The organism is Candidatus Neomarinimicrobiota bacterium (genome assembly GCA_022567655.1).
In the GTDB taxonomy this organism is placed as follows: domain Bacteria; phylum Fidelibacterota; class SORT01; order SORT01; family SORT01; genus JADFGO01.
On record JADFGO010000043.1, the window covers coordinates 1 to 17960 of the forward strand.

Below are 17960 nucleotides of genomic sequence, written 5' to 3' on the forward strand. Positions count from 1 at the left end.
TCTCGGACTGCGGTTCAACTCCGCCGACCGCGCAAAAGAGAGCGACCGCTCCGTCGAGTACGCGCAGAGAGCGCTCGACCTCCATGGTAAAATCCACGTGCCCCGGTGTGTCTATAATATTTATCTGATGGCCTTCCCACTCGCAGGAAGTGGCAGCGCTGGTTATGGTTATCCCGCGCTCTTTTTCCTGTTCCATCCAGTCCATGGTCGCGGCGCCGTCATGAACCTCTCCCATCCGGTGAAGCCTACCGGTGTAGAAGAGAATCCGCTCGGTCGTCGTTGTCTTCCCGGCGTCAATGTGCGCCATGATCCCTATGTTTCGTACGTTATTTAAATTCTTTTCTTCGCTCATAACCTGTGAACCGTTTTTCCCCACTCTAAATTCTAAAGTGGGCGAATGCCTTGTTCGCTTCCGCCATCTTGTGAGTATTGCGTTTTTTCTCTATTGTAGCTCCTTCGTTCTTGGATGCCGCTATGAACTCGTTGGCGAGTTTTTGAGCCATGCTCTTACCGCCTCCCGCGCGTGCGTATCCGATCAGCCATCGCATCGCAAGCGCCTGTTTCCGCTTCGGGTTGATCTCTATAGGAACCTGGTAGGTCGAGCCTCCTATTCTGCGTGACCGCACCTCTAACATCGGTGTCGCATTTTCGAGCGCCTTTTGAAAAATTTCCAACGGAGCGTCAGTTTTGAGTTTTCCACCTATTATCTCCAAGGCGCTGTAAAAGATCGTCTCCGCCGTGCTCTTTTTCCCTTTGAGCATCAGATTGTTGATAAACTTGCTGACCACGAGGTCTGAATACCTCGGGTCGGGCAGTATATCACGTTTTTCCGGTCTTCTTCTTCTTGCCATTTCTTTAAGATTTCGGTTTTTTCGTTCCGTACCGCGAGCGGCTCGTTCTTCTGTCGTCTACCCCGCTTGCGTCCTGCGTCCCGCGGATAATATGGTACCTCACACCCGGCAGGTCTTTAACCCTTCCCCCTTCGATAAGCACGAGTGAATGCTCCTGGAGGTTGTGCCCCTCGCCGGGAATATAAGCCGTCACTTCAAATCCATTGGTCAGACGTACGCGCGCCACTTTTCTGAGAGCGGAGTTCGGCTTCTTCGGTGTCGTCGTATAGACCCTCGTACAGACTCCCCTTTTCTGGGGAGAACCTCCCAATGCGGGCGCCGAAGTCTTCTTCTTCGGAGCCGACCGTCCCTTTCTTATCAACTGGCTTATTGTGGGCAATTTATTCCTATTTCTCCTTTTCTATCCGAGCTGGGTAAATGTAAGATTATTCACTATATAGTCAACACTTTTCCGCCCTGATTCATACGGTTTTTTCCGCTACAGACGCCGCTTCCCGCTCTTCCATCTCGGAAACCTGTTCGCTGACTCCCGTTTCCTTATCATCGTCGACTTTAAGGATCAAATTTTTTGATATTATGCTGCCGGTTCCGGCGGGAATTAGACGACCCATTATCACGTTTTCTTTCAGACCCCGCAGCGGGTCAACCTTGCTTGCTACGGCTGCGTCGGTCAGAACGCGTGTAGTCTCCTGGAACGATGCCGCGGAGATAAAGCTCTCCGTGTTGAGCGAGGCTCTCGTTATGCCCAAGAGCAAGGGTTTCGATGTCGCCTGATTTGTGGTTCTTGATTTCATCGGTTTTTTATCGACCTTTTTCAACCGTTCGTTCGTTTGCTTGAACCGTTCCTTTTCCAGCAGCTCACCCGGATTGATCTTCGAATCACCTGAATCGGTTACGACTACCAACCCTTCTATCCTGTTGTTCTCATCGAGAAAATAGATCTTGTTGATTCTGTCGCCTTCTAAGTAATCGGTGTCGCCCGGGTCTTTGACCTCCACCTTCCGCATCATCTGCCTGACGATAACTTCTATGTGCTTGTCGTTTATTCGCACATCCTGAAACCGGTAAACGGCTTGTATCTCGTCAACGAGATATTCCTGCACCTTACCCGGTCCGAGGATGTTCAGAATGTCCTGCGGAGCGATAGAACCCTCTGAGAGCGCCTCGCCCGCCTCCACCGTATCTCCCGGATGAACCAGCACATGTTTGCCGTACGGGACTGAATATTTCTTTTCCTCTTCTTCGCTGCCCTTTACGATGATCTCCTGAACGCCTCTCCGGAGCTTGCCGTAGCTGACTATGCCGTCTATCTCGCTGACGACCGCCGGTTCTTTCGGTTGTCTCGCTTCAAAGAGCTCGGCAACCCTGGGGAGACCGCCGGTTATGTCGCCTGCTTTCCGGCTCTCCCGGCGTTTCTTGATGAGGATATCACCCTGCTTAACCTTTTTCCCTTCCGAAACCATGAGTTGTGAACGGACGGGTATTCTCGCACTTGTTTCCGATTTCTTTCTCTTGGTTATTATCTCGATCTTCGGAGTGAGTTTTTTATCGCGCGATTCGATGATAAACCGTTGTTTCCTGCCGGCTTCATCAGCTTCTTCCCTGAGGGTCTGCCCCTCTTCAATGTCCACGAACTTGATAATTCCGTCCTCCTGGGCGATGATAACGTCAACGTCCGGGTCCCATTTGAAGATTACCTCATCCTGTTCTATCTTCTCACCGTCGTCCTTCAATACTGTCGCTCCGTAAGGAACGTTGTAGTTCACTATGTTCTGACCGTTCTTGTTCACGATATGCAGTTTGGAATTTCTCGTAAGCGCTATTCTGCCTCCAGCCCGCTTCGGCGTGACTTTGAATTTCTTGTCATATTTCAAATACCCGCCGACCTTGGCGTGCATTTCCGTCTTAGCGGCGATTACGCTCGCCGCACCGCCTACATGGAACGTCCGGAGCGTAAGCTGCGTACCCGGCTCGCCGATACTTTGAGCCGCCATGATTCCTACCGCCTCGCCGTTGAAAATCATCTTGCCGGTAGTGAGATTTCTGCCGTAGCACTTGGCACAGATTCCCCGCTTTGCTTCGCAGGTGAGCGCTGAGCGTATCGCTATCGATTCGACGGCGCTGTTCTCGATCACGTCCGCTACCGCTTCATCTATCTCGGTACCCGCTCCGACGATGAATTCTTCCGTTATCGGGTCATGAACATCGTCGAGAGCCACTCTGCCGAGCACACGGTCTTTCAGGAGTTCCTTGACTTCTTCACCTTCCTTGAGAGCCGAGATGGAGATCCCCCTGATCGTGCCGCAGTCTTCTAACAGGATCACCACGTCCTGGGCTACATCGACCAAACGCCGCGTCAGATATCCTGCATCAGCCGTTTTGAGAGCGGTATCGGCAAGACCCTTCCTCGCGCCGTGTGTGGAGATGAAGTATTCCAGAACCGTAAGCCCTTCTTTGAAATTCGACGTAATCGGGTTCTCGATAATCTCACCCGTTCCGCCTGTCAGGCTCTTTTGCGGCTTCGCCATTAACCCGCGCATACCGGCGAGCTGACGTATCTGTTCCCTGTTGCCTCTTGCGCCGGAATCCGACATCATGTATACCGGATTAAATCCGTGATCCGCCTCCTCTAAATGTTTCATCATAGCGTCGCCGATCTTTAAGCTCGTAGAAGTCCAGATATCTATCACCTTGTTGTAGCGCTCTCCGTCGGTTATGATCTCAGCCTCGTACTGAGCGATTACCTGTTTGACCTGTTTATGGGCCTCTTCAACCAGCTCCTGCTTTTCGGGAGGAATGACAACGTCATCGAGCCCGAAAGATATTCCGCTGAGTGTGGCGTGTTCGAATCCGAGCTTTTTAAGCCCGTCAAGAAATGTAACGGTATCGTAATTTCCGGATATTCTGAACGCCTCTCCTACGATCTTTTCAAGATATTTTTTAGTTACCACCCTGTTTACGTATTCAAGTTCTTTCGGTACGATATCGTTGAATATTACTCTTCCGACGGTCGTGTTGATCATCTCACCGTTCCTTCGTACAATGATGTCGGTGTGAAGTGTGATCAGATCATGGTCATACGCTATCTTCGCTTCGGAGGGCGAGCTGAATGTCATCCCTTCACCTTTAGCGCCCGGCAAACTTTTCGTGAGATAATAGCATCCGAGCACCATATCCTGCGAAGGAAGAGCTATCGGCATTCCGTGCGCCGGAGAAAGAATGTTATGGCTCGCAAGCATCAGCACACGCGCTTCAAGCTGCGCTTCGATTGATAAAGGAATATGCACCGCCATCTGATCGCCGTCGAAGTCAGCATTGAACGCCGCACAGACAAGAGGATGAATTCGGATCGCTCTACCCTCCACAAGAACAGGCTGGAACGCTTGAATGCCGAGCCTGTGAAGCGTCGGAGCGCGGTTTAGAAGTACCGGATGATCTTCTATCACCTCTTCGAGGACGTCCCATATCTGAGAGTCCTTCCGCTCCACCATCTTTTTTGCGCCCTTCACGGTACGCTGATAACCCCGTTCAATCAGCTTGTTTATGATGAACGGTTTGAATAACTCGATCGCCATTTCTTTCGGCAGTCCGCACTGGTGCAGCTGGAGGTCCGGTCCGACCACGATGACCGATCTGCCGGAATAGTCAACTCTCTTCCCGAGCAGGTTTTGACGGAATCTCCCCTGTTTGCCTTTGAGCATATCCGAAAGACTCTTTAGCAGCCTGCGGCTACCGCTTCTGACTGCGGTGCGCCTGCGGCTGTTATCGAAGAGCGAATCAACCGCTTCCTGAAGCATTCTCTTTTCATTTCTGAGGATGACTTCGGGAGCGCGAATTTCCATCAGCTGTTTTAGTCGGTTGTTACGGATGATGACCCGCCTGTAAAGATCGTTCAGATCGCTTGTTGCGAACCTGCCCCCGTCGAGCGGTACCAACGGTCTGAGCTCCGGCGGGATAACAGGGATGATACCCATTACCATCCATTCGGCTTTATTGAGCTTCTTACCCTCGCGTTCTTCGAACGATTTCACCACGCGCAGTCTTTTAAGCGCTTCTAATTTCCGCTGTACGGAGGTCTCGTTCTCTACTTTATCCCGTAGTTCTAAAATAAGTTCAGGTATTTCCAATGAGGCAAGCATCTTGCCTATGGCATCGCCGCCCGTATCTACGACGAGCGGATTATCACCATACAACGTTTCCTCTCCGATCTCCTCCTCTAACTCGTTTAATTCATCCTCGGAAAGGAGTTGATTTTTTTCGAGTTCCGTTGTTCCCGGATCTAAAACAACGTAATTTTCATAGTAAACTATCTTCTCGAGTAGCTTGACCGACATGCCCAATACGTAGCTTATCTTGCTGGGAATCGACCGCAGGTACCAGATATGTACTATCGGAACGGCGAGAGTTATATGCCCCATTCTCTCTCTGCGAACCTTCTTGCGGGTTATCTCCACGCCGCATCTGTCGCAAATTATCCCCTTGTAACGGGGTCGTTTGTATTTACCGCAGTGACACTCCCAGTCCTTGACCGGACCGAATATCTTTTCGCAGAAGAGTCCGTCCTTTTCCGGTTTGTAAGTCCGGTAGTTGATTGTCTCCGGTTTTAATATTTCGCCGTAAGAGCGGGCAAGTATCGAGTCGGGCGACGCCAGAGATATCTGTATTTCCTTGAAATTTTCCTTGAACGTCGCTTGTCTTGGTTTTATATATGCCAAGCTAACCTCCTAAAGGTGAATTAGCATTGTTGTTTATCATAATCTATTTCAGCTCCACGTCTATGCCGAGTCCCATTAGCTCCCGCAAGAGGACGTTGAAAGACTCGGGAATTCCCGAATCCGGAAGGTTCTGACCCTTGACAAGAGCCTCGTACACTTTTGACCTTCCGTCAACGTCGTCCGACTTCACCGTAAGCATTTCCTGAAGCGTATACGCCGCTCCGTAAGCTTCCAAAGCCCAGACTTCCATCTCGCCGAAACGCTGACCGCCGAATTGCGCTTTTCCGCCTAACGGCTGCTGAGTGATCAACGAGTAAGGACCGGTTGAACGTGCATGCATTTTATCATCTACAAGGTGCGAGAGTTTCATCATGTATATTTTTCCGACAGTGACTCTCTGATGAAATTTCTCGCCTGTAATACCATCGTAAAGTTCCGTCTTTCCGTCTTCGGCGATCCCGGCTTTTTTAAGCTCTTCGAGGACTTCTTCCACTCTTGCTCCGTCGAATACCGGAGTCTCGTAATGAACGCCCAATTTGTATCCCGCGTATCCGAGCAGTGTCTCATATATCTGCCCGAGGTTCATTCGCGAAGGAACGCCTAACGGGTTCAGCACGAGGTCGATCGGGGTACCATCGGCAAGGAACGGCATATCTTCGATGGGAACTATCTCCGCCACCACTCCTTTGTTGCCGTGCCTGCCCGCCATCTTGTCTCCAACCGATATCTTCCGCTTCGATGCGATATAGACCTTAACGAGCTGGATAATTCCCGGCGGCAGGTCTTCGCCCGCCTTCATCTTGAATTTTTCTTTTTCCCACTCTTCATCTATCTCTTGAACGCGTGCTTCATAGTTATCCATCAGACTGAATGCGAGAGCGTTTGCCTTACTGTTATCTGTCCAGGGTTTTTCCCTGCTGAGAGCGTCGAATTCGATCTCGGCTATCCTCTCGGCGGTGAGCTCCAAGCCCATCTTGAGAACGCTCTTACCTGTTTCGCCGTCCCGCAGTCCGGAACTCTTTTTCCCTTCCAATATCTTGAGCATTTTTTCGTTTCGAAGACTCTTCAGCCAGTTTAATCTTCTCCTGAACCTGCCGCGCATTTTTCCGGTTTGCTGCTTTTCCTCCTGCCGGAAGTCCTTGCTCCGCCTTGTGAACATTTTCGTATCCACGACGACTCCGTAAACTCCCGGAGAAGCCTTCAGCGATGCGTCCTTCACGTCTCCCGCTTTTTCACCGAATATCGCTTTCAGGAGCTTCTCCTCCGGCGTCGGATCGGTTTCACCTTTCGGCGTGACCTTCCCGATAAGAATATCACCGGGTTCGACTTCCGCGCCAATCCTTATGACACCGTCCTCGTCGAGGTTCCTTGTCGCTTCCTCGCTCACGTTCGGAATCTCCCGGGTCAGTTCTTCCTCCCCTCTTTTGGTGTCCCTGACCTGCATCTCGTATTCCTCTATGTGAAGCGAGGTAAAGACGTCGTCCCTGGCAAGCCGAGCACTAACTACTATGGCGTCTTCGTAGTTGTAGCCGCGCCACGGCATGAATGCTACGAGAATGTTTTGGCCTAAGGCGAGTTCACCCCTGTCGGTTGCGCTTCCGTCGGCAAGGATATCTCCCTGATTGACTTTATCGCCTACCTTAACGAGCGGCTTCTGATTAACGCATGTATCCTGGTTCGTTCTCAGGTACTTGATAAGCTTGTATTCCCGAATTCCTTCATCCAACAGCTGATCGAGAGCCCCGATTTTTGCGCTGTTCTTACGAACAGTGATCTTGTCTCCGGTAGCGCTTTCGACCACTCCATCAACGTCCGACAGCAGTAAAGCTTTTGAATCCAGCGCTACTATCCTTTCCATTCCCGTACCTACAATAGGGGTACTCGGTTTCAGCAGCGGCACAGCCTGCCTCTGCATATTGGAACCCATCAGCGCCCTGTTGGCGTCATCGTGTTCAAGGAACGGTATCAGTGCGGCGGCTGCGCTCACAATCTGATGCGGCGCAACGTCCATATAGTCTACGTCTTTTACGTCGACTATCGGAAAATCACCCTTCATTCTCACTTGTGTAGTCTGTTCACTGAAGTGTCCCTTGTCATCGAGAGCGGCGTTCGCCTGCGCTATCATGCTTCTCTCTTCTTCGTCGGCGGAGAGGAACTCTATTTTATTCGTTACTCTCGTCTTCCCGTTGTGGCTCACCTCTCTATAAGGAGATTCGATGAAACCAAGAGTGTTTATCCTTGCGAAAGTGCAGAGCGATGAGATCAGACCGATGTTCGGACCTTCCGGGGTCTCGATCGGACAAAGCCTGCCGTAATGAGTGTAATGAATATCCCTGACCTCAAATCCTGCGCGTTCCCGCGTTAGTCCGCCCGGACCGAGTGCGCTTAACCTTCTCTTGTGGGTCAATTCGGCAAGCGGGTTGGTCTGGTCCATGAATTGGGAAAGCTGGCTTGTTCCGAAGAAGGTATTTATGACCGAAGTAATTATTCTTGAGTTAATCAGCTCGGAGGGTGTAAGCGTCTCGGCATCGCTGACGTTCATTCGCTCTTTTATAGTTCTCGCCGTGCGGGCGAAAGCTATGCTGAACTGGTTGCTGAGCTGCTCTCCCATAGTCTTAATGCGCCTGTTGCCGAGATGGTCGATGTCGTCTGTAGTCTCATTTCCCTTTTTCACTTCCAGAAGGTGCTTGATTATGGCGACGATGTCTTCCCTCGTCAGGACGGTTGTATCGTCGGGTGTGGAGAGATTGAAACGCCTGTTGATTCTGTATCTTCCCACTATGCCGAGATCGTATTTGGCTGGACTGAAAAACAGCCTGTCAACAAATTTCCGCGCTGTTTCGAGGTTCGGCGGTTCGCCCGAACGAAGCTGCTTGTAAATAAGCCTGAGTGCGCTCTCTTCGTCATGTGATGCGTCCTTTGCAAGCGTATTGCTGATAACGTCGGCATCTTTTTCGTCAGTCGGCACAACGAGACCGACCGATTTTATCCCCTCTTTCTTCATCGCTGCAACCAGCTCCTTATCGAGCTTTGTACCGGCTTCTGCGAGAATCTCGCCCGTCTCCTTATTAACTACATTCTCGGCGAGAGCCTTTTCATAATATTTTGATATCGTCCTACTCGAAAGCTTTACCTCCTCCGCCATGCCGAATAATTCTAAAATATCGGTATTGCTCGAGTATCCGATTGCTCTCAACAGGGTCGTTACCGGGAATTTCTTTCGCCTGTCGATAAGTGCGAACAAAGCGTCATTGATATCGGTGGTAAAATCGACCCACGACCCGCGGAACGGTATTATCCTTGCTGAATAAAGCTTCGTTCCGTTAGGGTGAATACTCTGATCGAAGAACACGCCCGGAGAACGGTGGAGTTGACTGACGATCACTCTCTCGGATCCGTTGATGATGAACGTCCCCCTGTCCGTCATGAAAGGGATGTTTCCGAAGAAAACATCCTGCTCGATTACTTCGGCGACCTCATCCTTATTATCTTCTTCGGCAATACTGAGACGAAGACTCGCCTTTAATGGAATGTTGTACGTCATCCCCCGGTCATGGCATTCTTCAATTGAATATTTCGGGCTTCCCACTATGTAATTGATAAATTCGAGCTTATAGTGACCCTGTGAATCCTCTATAGGAAAAACTGTTTCAAATACCGCCTGAAGTCCTTTACTCTCCCTTTCCACGGGAGCTACTTTCTGCTGTAAAAACTCTTCGTACGATTCCAGCTGAATGTCGAGAAGATTCGGCATCTCTATGGAAGACCGAACCTTTGCAAAGGATTGACGGGTAAGGTACTGACCTTTTACTCTTTTCAAGAAGGTCCCTCCTTGTAGTATGTCATACGGAAATGCGGATAGCTATGCACAGAATGACTGATTATTTGATCTCTACGGTAGCGCCGGCTTCTTCTAAGGCAGCTTTAGCCTTCTCTGCATCATCCTTTGACACTCCCTCCAATACATTACCGGGAGCCTTATCGACAACATCCTTTGCTTCCGTCAAACCGAGGTCTGTCATTGCTCTAACGGCTTTGATGACCTGTATCTTCTGACTTCCAACTTCGGCAAGCACGACGTTGAACTCCGTCTTTTCTTCCTCGGCAGCTTCGCCGTCTCCGCCTCCTGCAGCTGCAACCGCCACAGGCGCCGCTGCTGTAACGCTGAACTTCTCCTCTATATCGCCTATTAGCTCGGAGATCTCAAGCATGTTCGCCTTTTCGAGATAGGCGAGCACGTCATCTTTTTTAATTGTTGCCATTATTAAAATATCCTCCTGATTGTCATGTTTATATTTTCCAAGTCTTAAATCTTACTCCTCTTTATTTTCTTTCAAGGAAGTCAACACACCGACCATCTTCGACATCGAAGCCTGAAGAGTGGCGGCGAGAGTCCTCATAGGACTCTGAAAATCTCCGATAAGACGGCTTAAGAGCTCATTCCTCGAAGGGAGTTTCGCTATCTCGGCGAATTTATCGGCTCCGAACAGCTCGCCGTCGAACCAGCAAGCTTTTACCTTCATCTTATCATATTCCTTTGAAAAGTCATATATGATCTTCGCCGGACTCGTTGCGTCTTCGTAGCTGAGCGCAAGACCGGTAGGACCGACAAGATATTCGGAAAAGCCGGTAAGATTGGCTTCACCGGCTGCTATGTCTATCAAACTGTTTTTGACTACTTTATATTCTATCCCCTTCTCTCTTAGTCTCTTTCTGAATTCGACCGCCTCATCAACTGTCAGATGAGTGAAGTCTGTCAAATAGATTCCCTTAGCTTTCGAAAACTTCTCCGAAAGCTCCTTGACTGCTTCAATCTTTTGAGGATTAGGCATCTATTCCGCTCTCCATATTATCAATCTCTCCAAATCTATCGTGCGGGTTGGGGCTTGCCTGCCCCGAAGTAAGCGGGGCCCTGACCGCCACATTATATATTCTTTCCTCATCACGCGCCCACGGAGCTTTTTTCTACTTTAATTCCGGGTCCCATACTCGACGACAGTGTCATCGTTTTGAAATATACTCCCTTAGACGCCGCAGGTTTTAAACGCATGATCGTTCCCACAAGGCTTTTTATATTATCTTTCAGCTGGTCGCTATCGAAGGAGAGCCTGCCCACCGTAATGTGTACGACTCCGTACTTATCCGTCCGCAGTTCGAGTCTTCCCGCTTTCAACTCCTTAACCGCTTTTCCAATATCCATTGTGACGGTGCCGCTCTTCGGATTAGGCATCAGTCCTCTTGGTCCGAGTATCCTTCCTAACTTCCCCAGATCGCCCATTGTATCCGGAGTAGCCACCATAACGTCGAAATCGGTCCAGCCCTCTTCTATTTTCTTCAGATACTCTTCGTAGCCGACCATGTCCGCGCCGGCTTTTTCCGCCTCTTTCTGTTTATCGCCCTTTGCGATCGCTAATACTTTAACATCTTTGCCCACGCCGTGCGGGAGCGATGCCGTTCCCCTGATCTGCTGGTCGGCATGTTTCGGGTCTATGCCCAGATTGATGGATAATTCGACGCTTTCATCGAATTTTGCCGCCTGCTGATCTTTTAACATGTTTACGGCTTCTTCAAGCGGATATTCCATCGTCCTGTCTATATTCGCCAGACTTTGTTTATATCGTTTTGAATGCGCCATATTATCTGCCCTCTATTAGAATCCCCATGCTTCTGGCGGTTCCGGCTATGATCTTCATCGCCTGTTCGATATCGTTGGCGTTTAGATCCTCCATCTTCATCTCGGCGATCTTTCTGACATCATTGCTCCTGATGTCCGCGACCTTCTCCTTGTTCGGCTCGCCGGAGCCTTTTTCGATCTTAGCCGCTTTGAGCAGAAGATCCGACGCCGGAGGAGTCTTGGTAATAAATGAAAATGACCTGTCGACGTACACCGTTATGACTGCCGGCACTATATACCCGCGCATATTTTCAGTGCGTGAATTATACGCCTTGCAAAATTCCATAATGTTAACGCCATGCTGACCCAGTGCGGGTCCTACCGGCGGAGCCGGTGACGCCTGCCCGCCTTTGATGTGCAGCGTGAACTTAGCATCGATTTTTTTTGCCATGATCCCCTACTTCTCTAATTCTACCTGAAGAAAGTCCAGCTCCACGGGAGTTGCTCTCCCGAATATGGATACCATAACTTTGACTTTCTGTTTTTCTTCGTTGATTTCCTGAACAAAACCCGTGAAGTCGTTGAACGGCCCGTCCGTTACCCTTATGGAGTCGCCTACGCTGAACGGAGCAGCCATGACGCTCTTGTGCTTACTCTCATCGGAATCCCCTAACACCCGTTTCACTTCCTTTTCGTGAAGAGATTGGGGGTTGTTTCCCGGACCGATGAAATTCAAGACTCCGTATGCGTCTTCTATCAGGTAACGTGTCTCTTTGTCGAGATCCATCTGCACGAGCACGTAACCCGGGAAGAAGACTTTCTTTCTTGACCGCTTTTTACCGTCACGCATCTCTATCACGTTGTCCGTGGGGACAAGCACTTCAAAGATCCGGTCGTCCATTTTCTCGCGCTTTATCGCCGCTAAAAGCGAATCCATTATCTTGTTTTCCTGACCGCTGAAAGTTCTGATAGCGTACCACTTTGCCCTGCCGACGTCGATCTTCGGCTCATCGGACTCTTCCTCCTCAGCCGGTTCGACCTCAGCAGCTTCGACGACGGGTTCCTCCTCTTCGACGTAGGGCAGCTGTTCCTCGTCTATCTCCATTGAGGAGCCTTGTATCACCTTCTCTACGGGATCCCTCTTCACCAAATCTTTCTTATTTTCTTTCTTGTTCGCCATTTTTCTTACTGTAAGAGTAATCTAATAACTCCTGCCAACGACCTGTCGATCCCGAAAAGGAACAACGCAAGGATCGCAGATAATACGAGCACTACCGTTGTAGAGCCTTTTAGTTCTTCCCAGCCGGGCCAGGAGACCTTCTTCATTTCAAATACAACTCCTTCAAAAAATTCTCTCAGTTTTCTAATCATGACTCTTTTCCGTCTATCTCCCCCTTAGCAGGCCTGGAGGGATTCGAACCCCCAACATCCGGTTTTGGAGACCGGCGCTCTACCAATTGGAGCTACAGGCCTATTCGATTCGGCTGCGACAATCCACCCATGAAATGGAAATGTCACAAGAAAGTGTCCGTGCGAAAGTTTCTTGATCATACCCGGAGAATCCCCTCGATTTCTATGCGAACTTAAAACGGAATACGACAAAAACTACTTGGTCTCTTTATGGGTGGTATGTTTCCCGCAGAACCTACAATATTTTTTATACTCTACCCTGTCCGGATGAAGTCGTTTGTTCTTGGTAGTGTCGTAGTTCCTCTGGTGACAAACCGTACACTCGAGTGTTATCTTATCCCTCAATATTACTCCTCAATGGCCTTTGTAGCTGTGGCGTAGCCACACTAATACCGCCTCCTCCCCCTTTGAGGGGGGTGTCCGGCAGCTGCCGGACGGGGGGTGTTATCCCAAAGGACAATTCTTGAATTGTCCCTACATCTGTTAGAATGACAGTTGTTAGATGATTTTGCATATTACTCCATGATCTCGGTTACTACGCCCGCGCCGACGGTGTGTCCACCCTCGCGGATAGCAAACCGGAGTTCCTTCTCCATCGCTATCGGGGTGATCAACTCGATCTCTAAACTGACGTTGTCCCCCGGCATAACCATCTCAGTGTCCTTGGGCAGCTCGACAAGTCCCGTAACGTCCGTCGTCCTGAAGTAAAACTGCGGCCTGTAACCCTTAAAGAATGGGGTGTGCCTCCCTCCCTCGTCCTTCGATAGGATATACACCTCTCCCTTGAACTTCGTATGAGGTTTTATCGAACCCGGTTTCGACACTACCATCCCGCGCTTCAGGTAGTCCTTGTCGATACCGCGCATAAGAAGTCCGACGTTGTCACCCGCTTCCCCTCTGTCGAGAAGCTTACGGAACATCTCAACGCCCGTGATAGCCGCTTTCTTGTCTGCGCCTAATCCCACCAGCTCCATCTCGTCGCCTACCTTCACAACTCCACGCTCTATCCTGCCTGTCCCTACAGTGCCTCTGCCGGTAATAGAGAAGACGTCCTCTACCGGCATCAAAAAGTCCTTGTCAATGTCACGCTCGGGTATAGGTATAAAAGAATCGACAGCGTCGAGAAGCTCCTGGATGCTCTTCGTCTTCTCCGCGTCCTCGGGGTTGTTCAACGCCTCAAGAGCGCTCCCCTTGATTATCGGTATATCATCTCCCGGAAACTCGTACTTCGAGAGCAACTCACGTAGCTCGAGCTCGACTAATTCTATCAGCTCGGGATCATCGACCATGTCGGTCTTATTTAGATAGACTACTATGGAGGGTACGTTCACCTGACGCGCTAAAAGCACGTGCTCACGCGTCTGAGGCATAGGACCGTCGGCAGCCGATACTACGAGTATCGCGCCGTCCATCTGAGCCGCGCCCGTTATCATGTTCTTGATATAATCGGCGTGTCCCGGGCAGTCAACGTGGGCGTAGTGACGCTCTTCCGTCTCGTACTCCACGTGAGCCGTGGCGATAGTGATGCCGCGCTCCTTCTCCTCCGGGGCGTTGTCTATCGAATCGAACGAACGCGCATCGGCTAAGCCCTTCTTACTGAGGTACAATGTTATCGCCGATGTCAGCGTCGTCTTTCCGTGGTCAACGTGACCGATAGTGCCTACGTTTACGTGCGGCTTAGTCCTCTCATACTTTTCCTTAGCCATCTATCTCCTCCTGATTTTGTTTGCGTCAGGCAACCTTGACTGCTCCAACGCTTTCAAGAATTTTTTCCTCAACTTGCTTCGGAAGTTTCTCATAATGTGAAAATTGCATGGTGAATACAGCCCGTCCCTGTGTCATCGACCTTAAATCCGTTGCGTATCCGAACATCTGGGCAAGCGGTACAAGGGCGGATACAGCCTGTGCGTTATTGCGTGGAATCATGCTCTGAACCTTTCCCCTGCGCGAGGAGATATCGCCCGATACGTCGCCGAGATATTCTTCAGGAGTAATAGACTCAATCGACATTATCGGTTCGAGTATGACCGGTGATGCCCTCTTTGCGCCATCCTGAAGCGCCATCGAGCCGGCTACTTTAAATGCGATTTCGGAAGAATCAACATCATGATAAGAACCGTCGACCAGCGTAACCTTCACGTCTATAAGCGGAAAGCCTGCGACAACGCCGTTTGACAGGGCTTCTTTTATCCCCGCCGATACCGACGAAATATATTCTCTCGGTATCGATCCCCCCACTATCTTGTCAAAAAATTCATATCCCTTCCCGGGTTCGTTAGGCTCAAGAATGATGTTACAGTGTCCGTATTGTCCCCTGCCGCCGCTCTGCCGGATGAATTTGCCTTCAGCCTCGACTTTCTTCATAATAGTCTCTTTGTACGCTACCTGCGGACGACCGACTTTTGCATGTACCTTGAACTCCCTGAGGAGTCTATCTACTAAGATATCCAGATGAAGCTCGCCCATTCCGGAGATGATAGTCTGTCCCGTTTCCTCGTTCGTCCTGATCTTGAACGTCGGGTCCTCTTCCGATAGTTTTGTCAGCCCGGAAGAGAGAGAATCCTGATCCGCTTTTGATACCGGCTCGATCGCAACGGATATGACCGGTTCCGGGAAATGCATCGACTCAAGAATTATCGGGTCGTCTTTGGAACAGATCGTGTCCCCCGTTTTCGTCCTGTTCAGTCCGACTATGGCGCAAATTTCTCCGGTTCCGACTTCGCTCAGGTCTTCGCGTTTATTTGCGTGCATCAGCATTATCCTGCTGATACGTTCTTTCTTATCGTTCGAAACGTTATATACGTGGTCCCCCTTGGATATCCTGCCGGAATATACACGAATGTAAGTGAGCCTGCCGACGTATGGGTCGGTTACTATCTTGAACGCCAAGGCGCTGAACGGCTCGTCGTCGCTCGCCATACGCTCTATCTCTTCTCCCGTATGCGGGTGAATTCCCTTTGTAGGCGGCAGATCGAGCGGAGAAGGCAGGAAATGGTTTACCGCGTCCAGCAGTCTTTGCACGCCCTGGTTTTTGAACGCCGAACCGCAGATAACGGGAATGACCTGATTGGCTATCGTTGCTTTCCGCAGCGCTGCAAGCACCCTCTCCTTCGAAACCTCGTTACCTTCGAGGTAATCCTCCAACAGGTGATCGTCGTACGTCGCCGCTTCTTCTATAAGATGTTTTCTCGCAGCTTCAGCTTCCGGAACGAGATCGTTCGGGATTTCGCCGTAATCGAACGTCACTCCTAACGAGGAAGTGTTATAAAGAACGGTCTTCATTTCGAGCAGATCAATGAGACCGTTGAACATCTCGCCTGAGCCGATTGGAAGGACAATAGGAATCGGGTTTGCTCCCAACCTTTCCTTTATCATATCTACTACAAAATTGAAATCGGCTCCCACCCTGTCCATCTTATTGACAAAGGCGATTCTCGGGATCTCGTATTTATCAGCCTGATGCCATACGGTCTCGGACTGCGGTTCAACTCCGCCGACCGCGCAGAAGAGAGCGACCGCTCCGTCGAGTACGCGCAGAGAGCGCTCTACCTCCATGGTAAAATCCACGTGCCCCGGTGTATCTATAATATTTATCTGATGGCCTTCCCACTCGCAGGAAGTGGCAGCGCTGGTTATGGTTATCCCGCGCTCTTTTTCCTGTTCCATCCAGTCCATGGTCGCGGCGCCGTCATGAACCTCTCCCATCCGGTGAAGCTTACCGGTGTAAAAGAGAATCCGCTCGGTCGTCGTTGTTTTCCCGGCATCGATGTGCGCCATGATCCCTATGTTTCGCACGTTATTTAAATTCTTTTCTTTTTTCATAACCTTTGAACCGCTTTACTCCGCTCTAAATTCTGAAGTGAGCGAACGCCTTGTTCGCTTCCGCCATGCGGTGGGTCTGCTCGCGAATCGACATCGCCTTGCCCTCGCTGCGCGAAGCGTCGTAAAGCTCCTTGGCCAAACGCTGAGCCATCGGCTTACCTTTATCCTGACGCGCCGAGGTAATAATCCAGCGAAACGCCAGGCTCTGCGTACGCTTGCGACTCACCTGCATCGGAACCTGATAGTTGGCGCCACCCACACGCTTGGAACGAACCTCCACCCGAGGCTTTACATTCTCAATAGCACGCTCCCACACTTCAATCGCGGTCGGTTCGCCCTTGGTCTTCTCTTCGATGAGATCAAACGCGGCATAAACCACACGTTGCGCCACAGCCTTCTTGCCGTCGAGCATAATGCAGTTGATAAAACGAGAAAGGTGCTTGTTTCCGTAACGCGGATCAGGCTTCAGTTGCGCCTCCGCCTTGGTAATACGTCCAGCCATGATAGCGCTCTTTCTTGATTGGCTCGCCTAACACACACACCTGGTTTCCCAAGAGCAAAACTCCGGGGTGGGGTGGAGGTGGTCGTTCACCCCGCTCACGTGGCGGGATTACTTGCCTTTGCGAAAAATTAGATTCTGTTTACTTGCTGCTCTTGGTGCCATACTTGGAGCGCGACTGCTTGCGACCATCCACACCCAGCGTATCGAGCGAGCCACGCACAATGTGGTAACGCACACCGGGAAGGTCACGCACACGACCACCACGCACCAGCACAATGCTATGCTCCTGGAGGTTGTGGCCTTCGCCGGGAATGTAAGCCGTCACTTCGTTGCCGTTGGACAAACGCACGCGGGCGACTTTGCGAAGCGCCGAGTTGGGCTTCTTAGGCGTCACTGTACGCACCTGCAAACACACACCACGCTTCTGGGGCGAACCGCCCAAGTCACGCACGCGTGATTGAACTTTGACCGCCCGGCGGGGCTTACGGATTAACTGGTTCATCGTCGGCATATAGAGTCCTCGTTCCTTGTATTGAATCGAGTCGAGCAGTATACAAACTCACACCCCATTGACAACCCCTCAAGACCCATTTATCCCTAATCCCCCAAAAAAAAGAAGACCGGCCGCTCACCAAGAATGGGGCAGCCGGTCTTCGATCAGGGGGTCGGTCTCAGACTAATCAATCATATCCGCTAAAAGGCCTATATCACCTCGGGACAAAATCTTTCTGGTTCCCATCGGCTGATTAATCTGTAAATATCTCAAACACAATCAATAAGCGTTTTTTCCAATCGGCCTCAATCCCCCAAACCCACAACCCGCCAAAAGATCACCCCCGGAAATGGATTGATCTGTCTATATTTTACAGCAGGGGAGTTGTTTTTACTCTGGGGTTGTTATTACTCCGGGGGTTCGAAGTGATCATTTTGATCGGGGCGTTTGGTCTCATTGTCGATCATTTTGCGTAAGTAGTTGTTTTCACGACGTGTCGCTTCCAGATCAAACATCATGTATTTAATCGACAGCCGCAGATAGTCCATACTTT

At 50.5% G+C, this 17960-nt stretch carries 16 protein-coding genes and 1 tRNA gene; all 17 read right to left on the reverse strand.

Annotated features, from left to right (window positions below; translation table 11 throughout):
* Positions 1-352: GTP-binding protein (locus IID12_05970; GenBank protein MCH8288634.1), on the reverse strand; the 352-nt coding region annotated here is incomplete at its 3' end.
* Positions 353-377: 25 nt separating this feature from the next.
* Positions 378-851 (reverse strand): 30S ribosomal protein S7, encoded by a 474-nt coding sequence (rpsG, locus tag IID12_05975; GenBank protein MCH8288635.1) that lies wholly within the window; start codon positions 849-851, stop codon positions 378-380.
* 4 nt (positions 852-855) lie between these two features.
* Positions 856-1230, reverse strand: coding sequence for a 30S ribosomal protein S12 (locus tag IID12_05980; protein MCH8288636.1), 375 nt, complete (start codon positions 1228-1230; stop codon positions 856-858).
* A gap of 82 nt (positions 1231-1312) precedes the next feature.
* Positions 1313-5557: a DNA-directed RNA polymerase subunit beta' gene (rpoC, locus tag IID12_05985; protein MCH8288637.1), complete on the reverse strand. Its 4245-nt coding sequence runs from the start codon at positions 5555-5557 to the stop codon at positions 1313-1315.
* A gap of 52 nt (positions 5558-5609) precedes the next feature.
* Complete coding sequence (gene rpoB / locus IID12_05990) at positions 5610-9320, reverse strand: DNA-directed RNA polymerase subunit beta (GenBank protein ID MCH8288638.1); 3711 nt, start codon at positions 9318-9320, stop codon at positions 5610-5612.
* A gap of 127 nt (positions 9321-9447) precedes the next feature.
* Positions 9448-9819, reverse strand: a complete 372-nt coding sequence (rplL, locus tag IID12_05995) for a 50S ribosomal protein L7/L12 (GenBank protein ID MCH8288639.1) — start codon at positions 9817-9819, stop codon at positions 9448-9450.
* A 60-nt stretch (positions 9820-9879) separates the two neighbouring features.
* On the reverse strand, positions 9880-10398 hold the full coding sequence (locus IID12_06000) for a 50S ribosomal protein L10 (GenBank protein MCH8288640.1): 519 nt from the start codon (positions 10396-10398) through the stop codon (positions 9880-9882).
* 110 nt (positions 10399-10508) lie between these two features.
* Entirely contained in the window at positions 10509-11201 is a 693-nt protein-coding gene (locus IID12_06005) for a 50S ribosomal protein L1 (GenBank protein ID MCH8288641.1), read from the reverse strand.
* A 1-nt stretch (position 11202) separates the two neighbouring features.
* Complete coding sequence (rplK, locus tag IID12_06010; protein ID MCH8288642.1) at positions 11203-11631, reverse strand: 50S ribosomal protein L11; 429 nt, start codon at positions 11629-11631, stop codon at positions 11203-11205.
* A 6-nt stretch (positions 11632-11637) separates the two neighbouring features.
* A complete protein-coding gene (gene nusG, locus IID12_06015) occupies positions 11638-12285 on the reverse strand; it encodes a transcription termination/antitermination factor NusG (protein ID MCH8288643.1) in 648 nt (215 codons plus the stop codon).
* 80 nt (positions 12286-12365) lie between these two features.
* On the reverse strand, positions 12366-12551 hold the full coding sequence (secE, locus tag IID12_06020; GenBank protein MCH8288644.1) for a preprotein translocase subunit SecE: 186 nt from the start codon (positions 12549-12551) through the stop codon (positions 12366-12368).
* Between the two features lie 28 nt (positions 12552-12579).
* Positions 12580-12653, reverse strand: a tRNA-Trp gene (locus tag IID12_06025).
* Between the two features lie 132 nt (positions 12654-12785).
* On the reverse strand, positions 12786-12935 hold the full coding sequence (rpmG, locus tag IID12_06030; protein MCH8288645.1) for a 50S ribosomal protein L33: 150 nt from the start codon (positions 12933-12935) through the stop codon (positions 12786-12788).
* Positions 12936-13105: 170 nt separating this feature from the next.
* On the reverse strand, positions 13106-14296 hold the full coding sequence (gene tuf, locus IID12_06035) for an elongation factor Tu (protein MCH8288646.1): 1191 nt from the start codon (positions 14294-14296) through the stop codon (positions 13106-13108).
* A 25-nt stretch (positions 14297-14321) separates the two neighbouring features.
* Entirely contained in the window at positions 14322-16412 is a 2091-nt protein-coding gene (gene fusA / locus IID12_06040; protein MCH8288647.1) for an elongation factor G, read from the reverse strand.
* Positions 16413-16437: 25 nt separating this feature from the next.
* On the reverse strand, positions 16438-16914 hold the full coding sequence (rpsG, locus tag IID12_06045; GenBank protein MCH8288648.1) for a 30S ribosomal protein S7: 477 nt from the start codon (positions 16912-16914) through the stop codon (positions 16438-16440).
* Between the two features lie 139 nt (positions 16915-17053).
* Positions 17054-17425 carry a 30S ribosomal protein S12 gene (locus IID12_06050; protein ID MCH8288649.1) on the reverse strand — a complete coding sequence of 124 codons (372 nt, stop codon included), beginning with the start codon at positions 17423-17425 and terminating at the stop codon, positions 17054-17056.
* Between the last annotated feature and the right edge of the window lie 535 nt (positions 17426-17960).

Bases quoted from the DNA above. Each gene is read 5' to 3' on its own strand.
- rpsG (MCH8288635.1), bottom strand. From the start codon at position 851: ATGGCAAGAAGAAGAAGACCGGAAAAACGTGATATACTGCCCGACCCG.
- rpoB (MCH8288638.1), bottom strand. From the start codon at position 9,320: ATGCCGAATCTTCTCGACATTCAGCTGGAATCGTACGAAGAGTTTTTA.
- IID12_06000 (MCH8288640.1), bottom strand. From the start codon at position 10,398: ATGCCTAATCCTCAAAAGATTGAAGCAGTCAAGGAGCTTTCGGAGAAG.
- IID12_06005 (MCH8288641.1), bottom strand. From the start codon at position 11,201: ATGGCGCATTCAAAACGATATAAACAAAGTCTGGCGAATATAGACAGG.
- rplK (MCH8288642.1), bottom strand. From the start codon at position 11,631: ATGGCAAAAAAAATCGATGCTAAGTTCACGCTGCACATCAAAGGCGGG.
- nusG (MCH8288643.1), bottom strand. From the start codon at position 12,285: ATGGAGATAGACGAGGAACAGCTGCCCTACGTCGAAGAGGAGGAACCC.
- secE (MCH8288644.1), bottom strand. From the start codon at position 12,551: ATGATTAGAAAACTGAGAGAATTTTTTGAAGGAGTTGTATTTGAAATG.
- tuf (MCH8288646.1), bottom strand. From the start codon at position 14,296: ATGGCTAAGGAAAAGTATGAGAGGACTAAGCCGCACGTAAACGTAGGC.
- fusA (MCH8288647.1), bottom strand. From the start codon at position 16,412: ATGAAAAAAGAAAAGAATTTAAATAACGTGCGAAACATAGGGATCATG.
- rpsG (MCH8288648.1), bottom strand. From the start codon at position 16,914: ATGGCTGGACGTATTACCAAGGCGGAGGCGCAACTGAAGCCTGATCCG.
- IID12_06050 (MCH8288649.1), bottom strand. From the start codon at position 17,425: ATGCCGACGATGAACCAGTTAATCCGTAAGCCCCGCCGGGCGGTCAAA.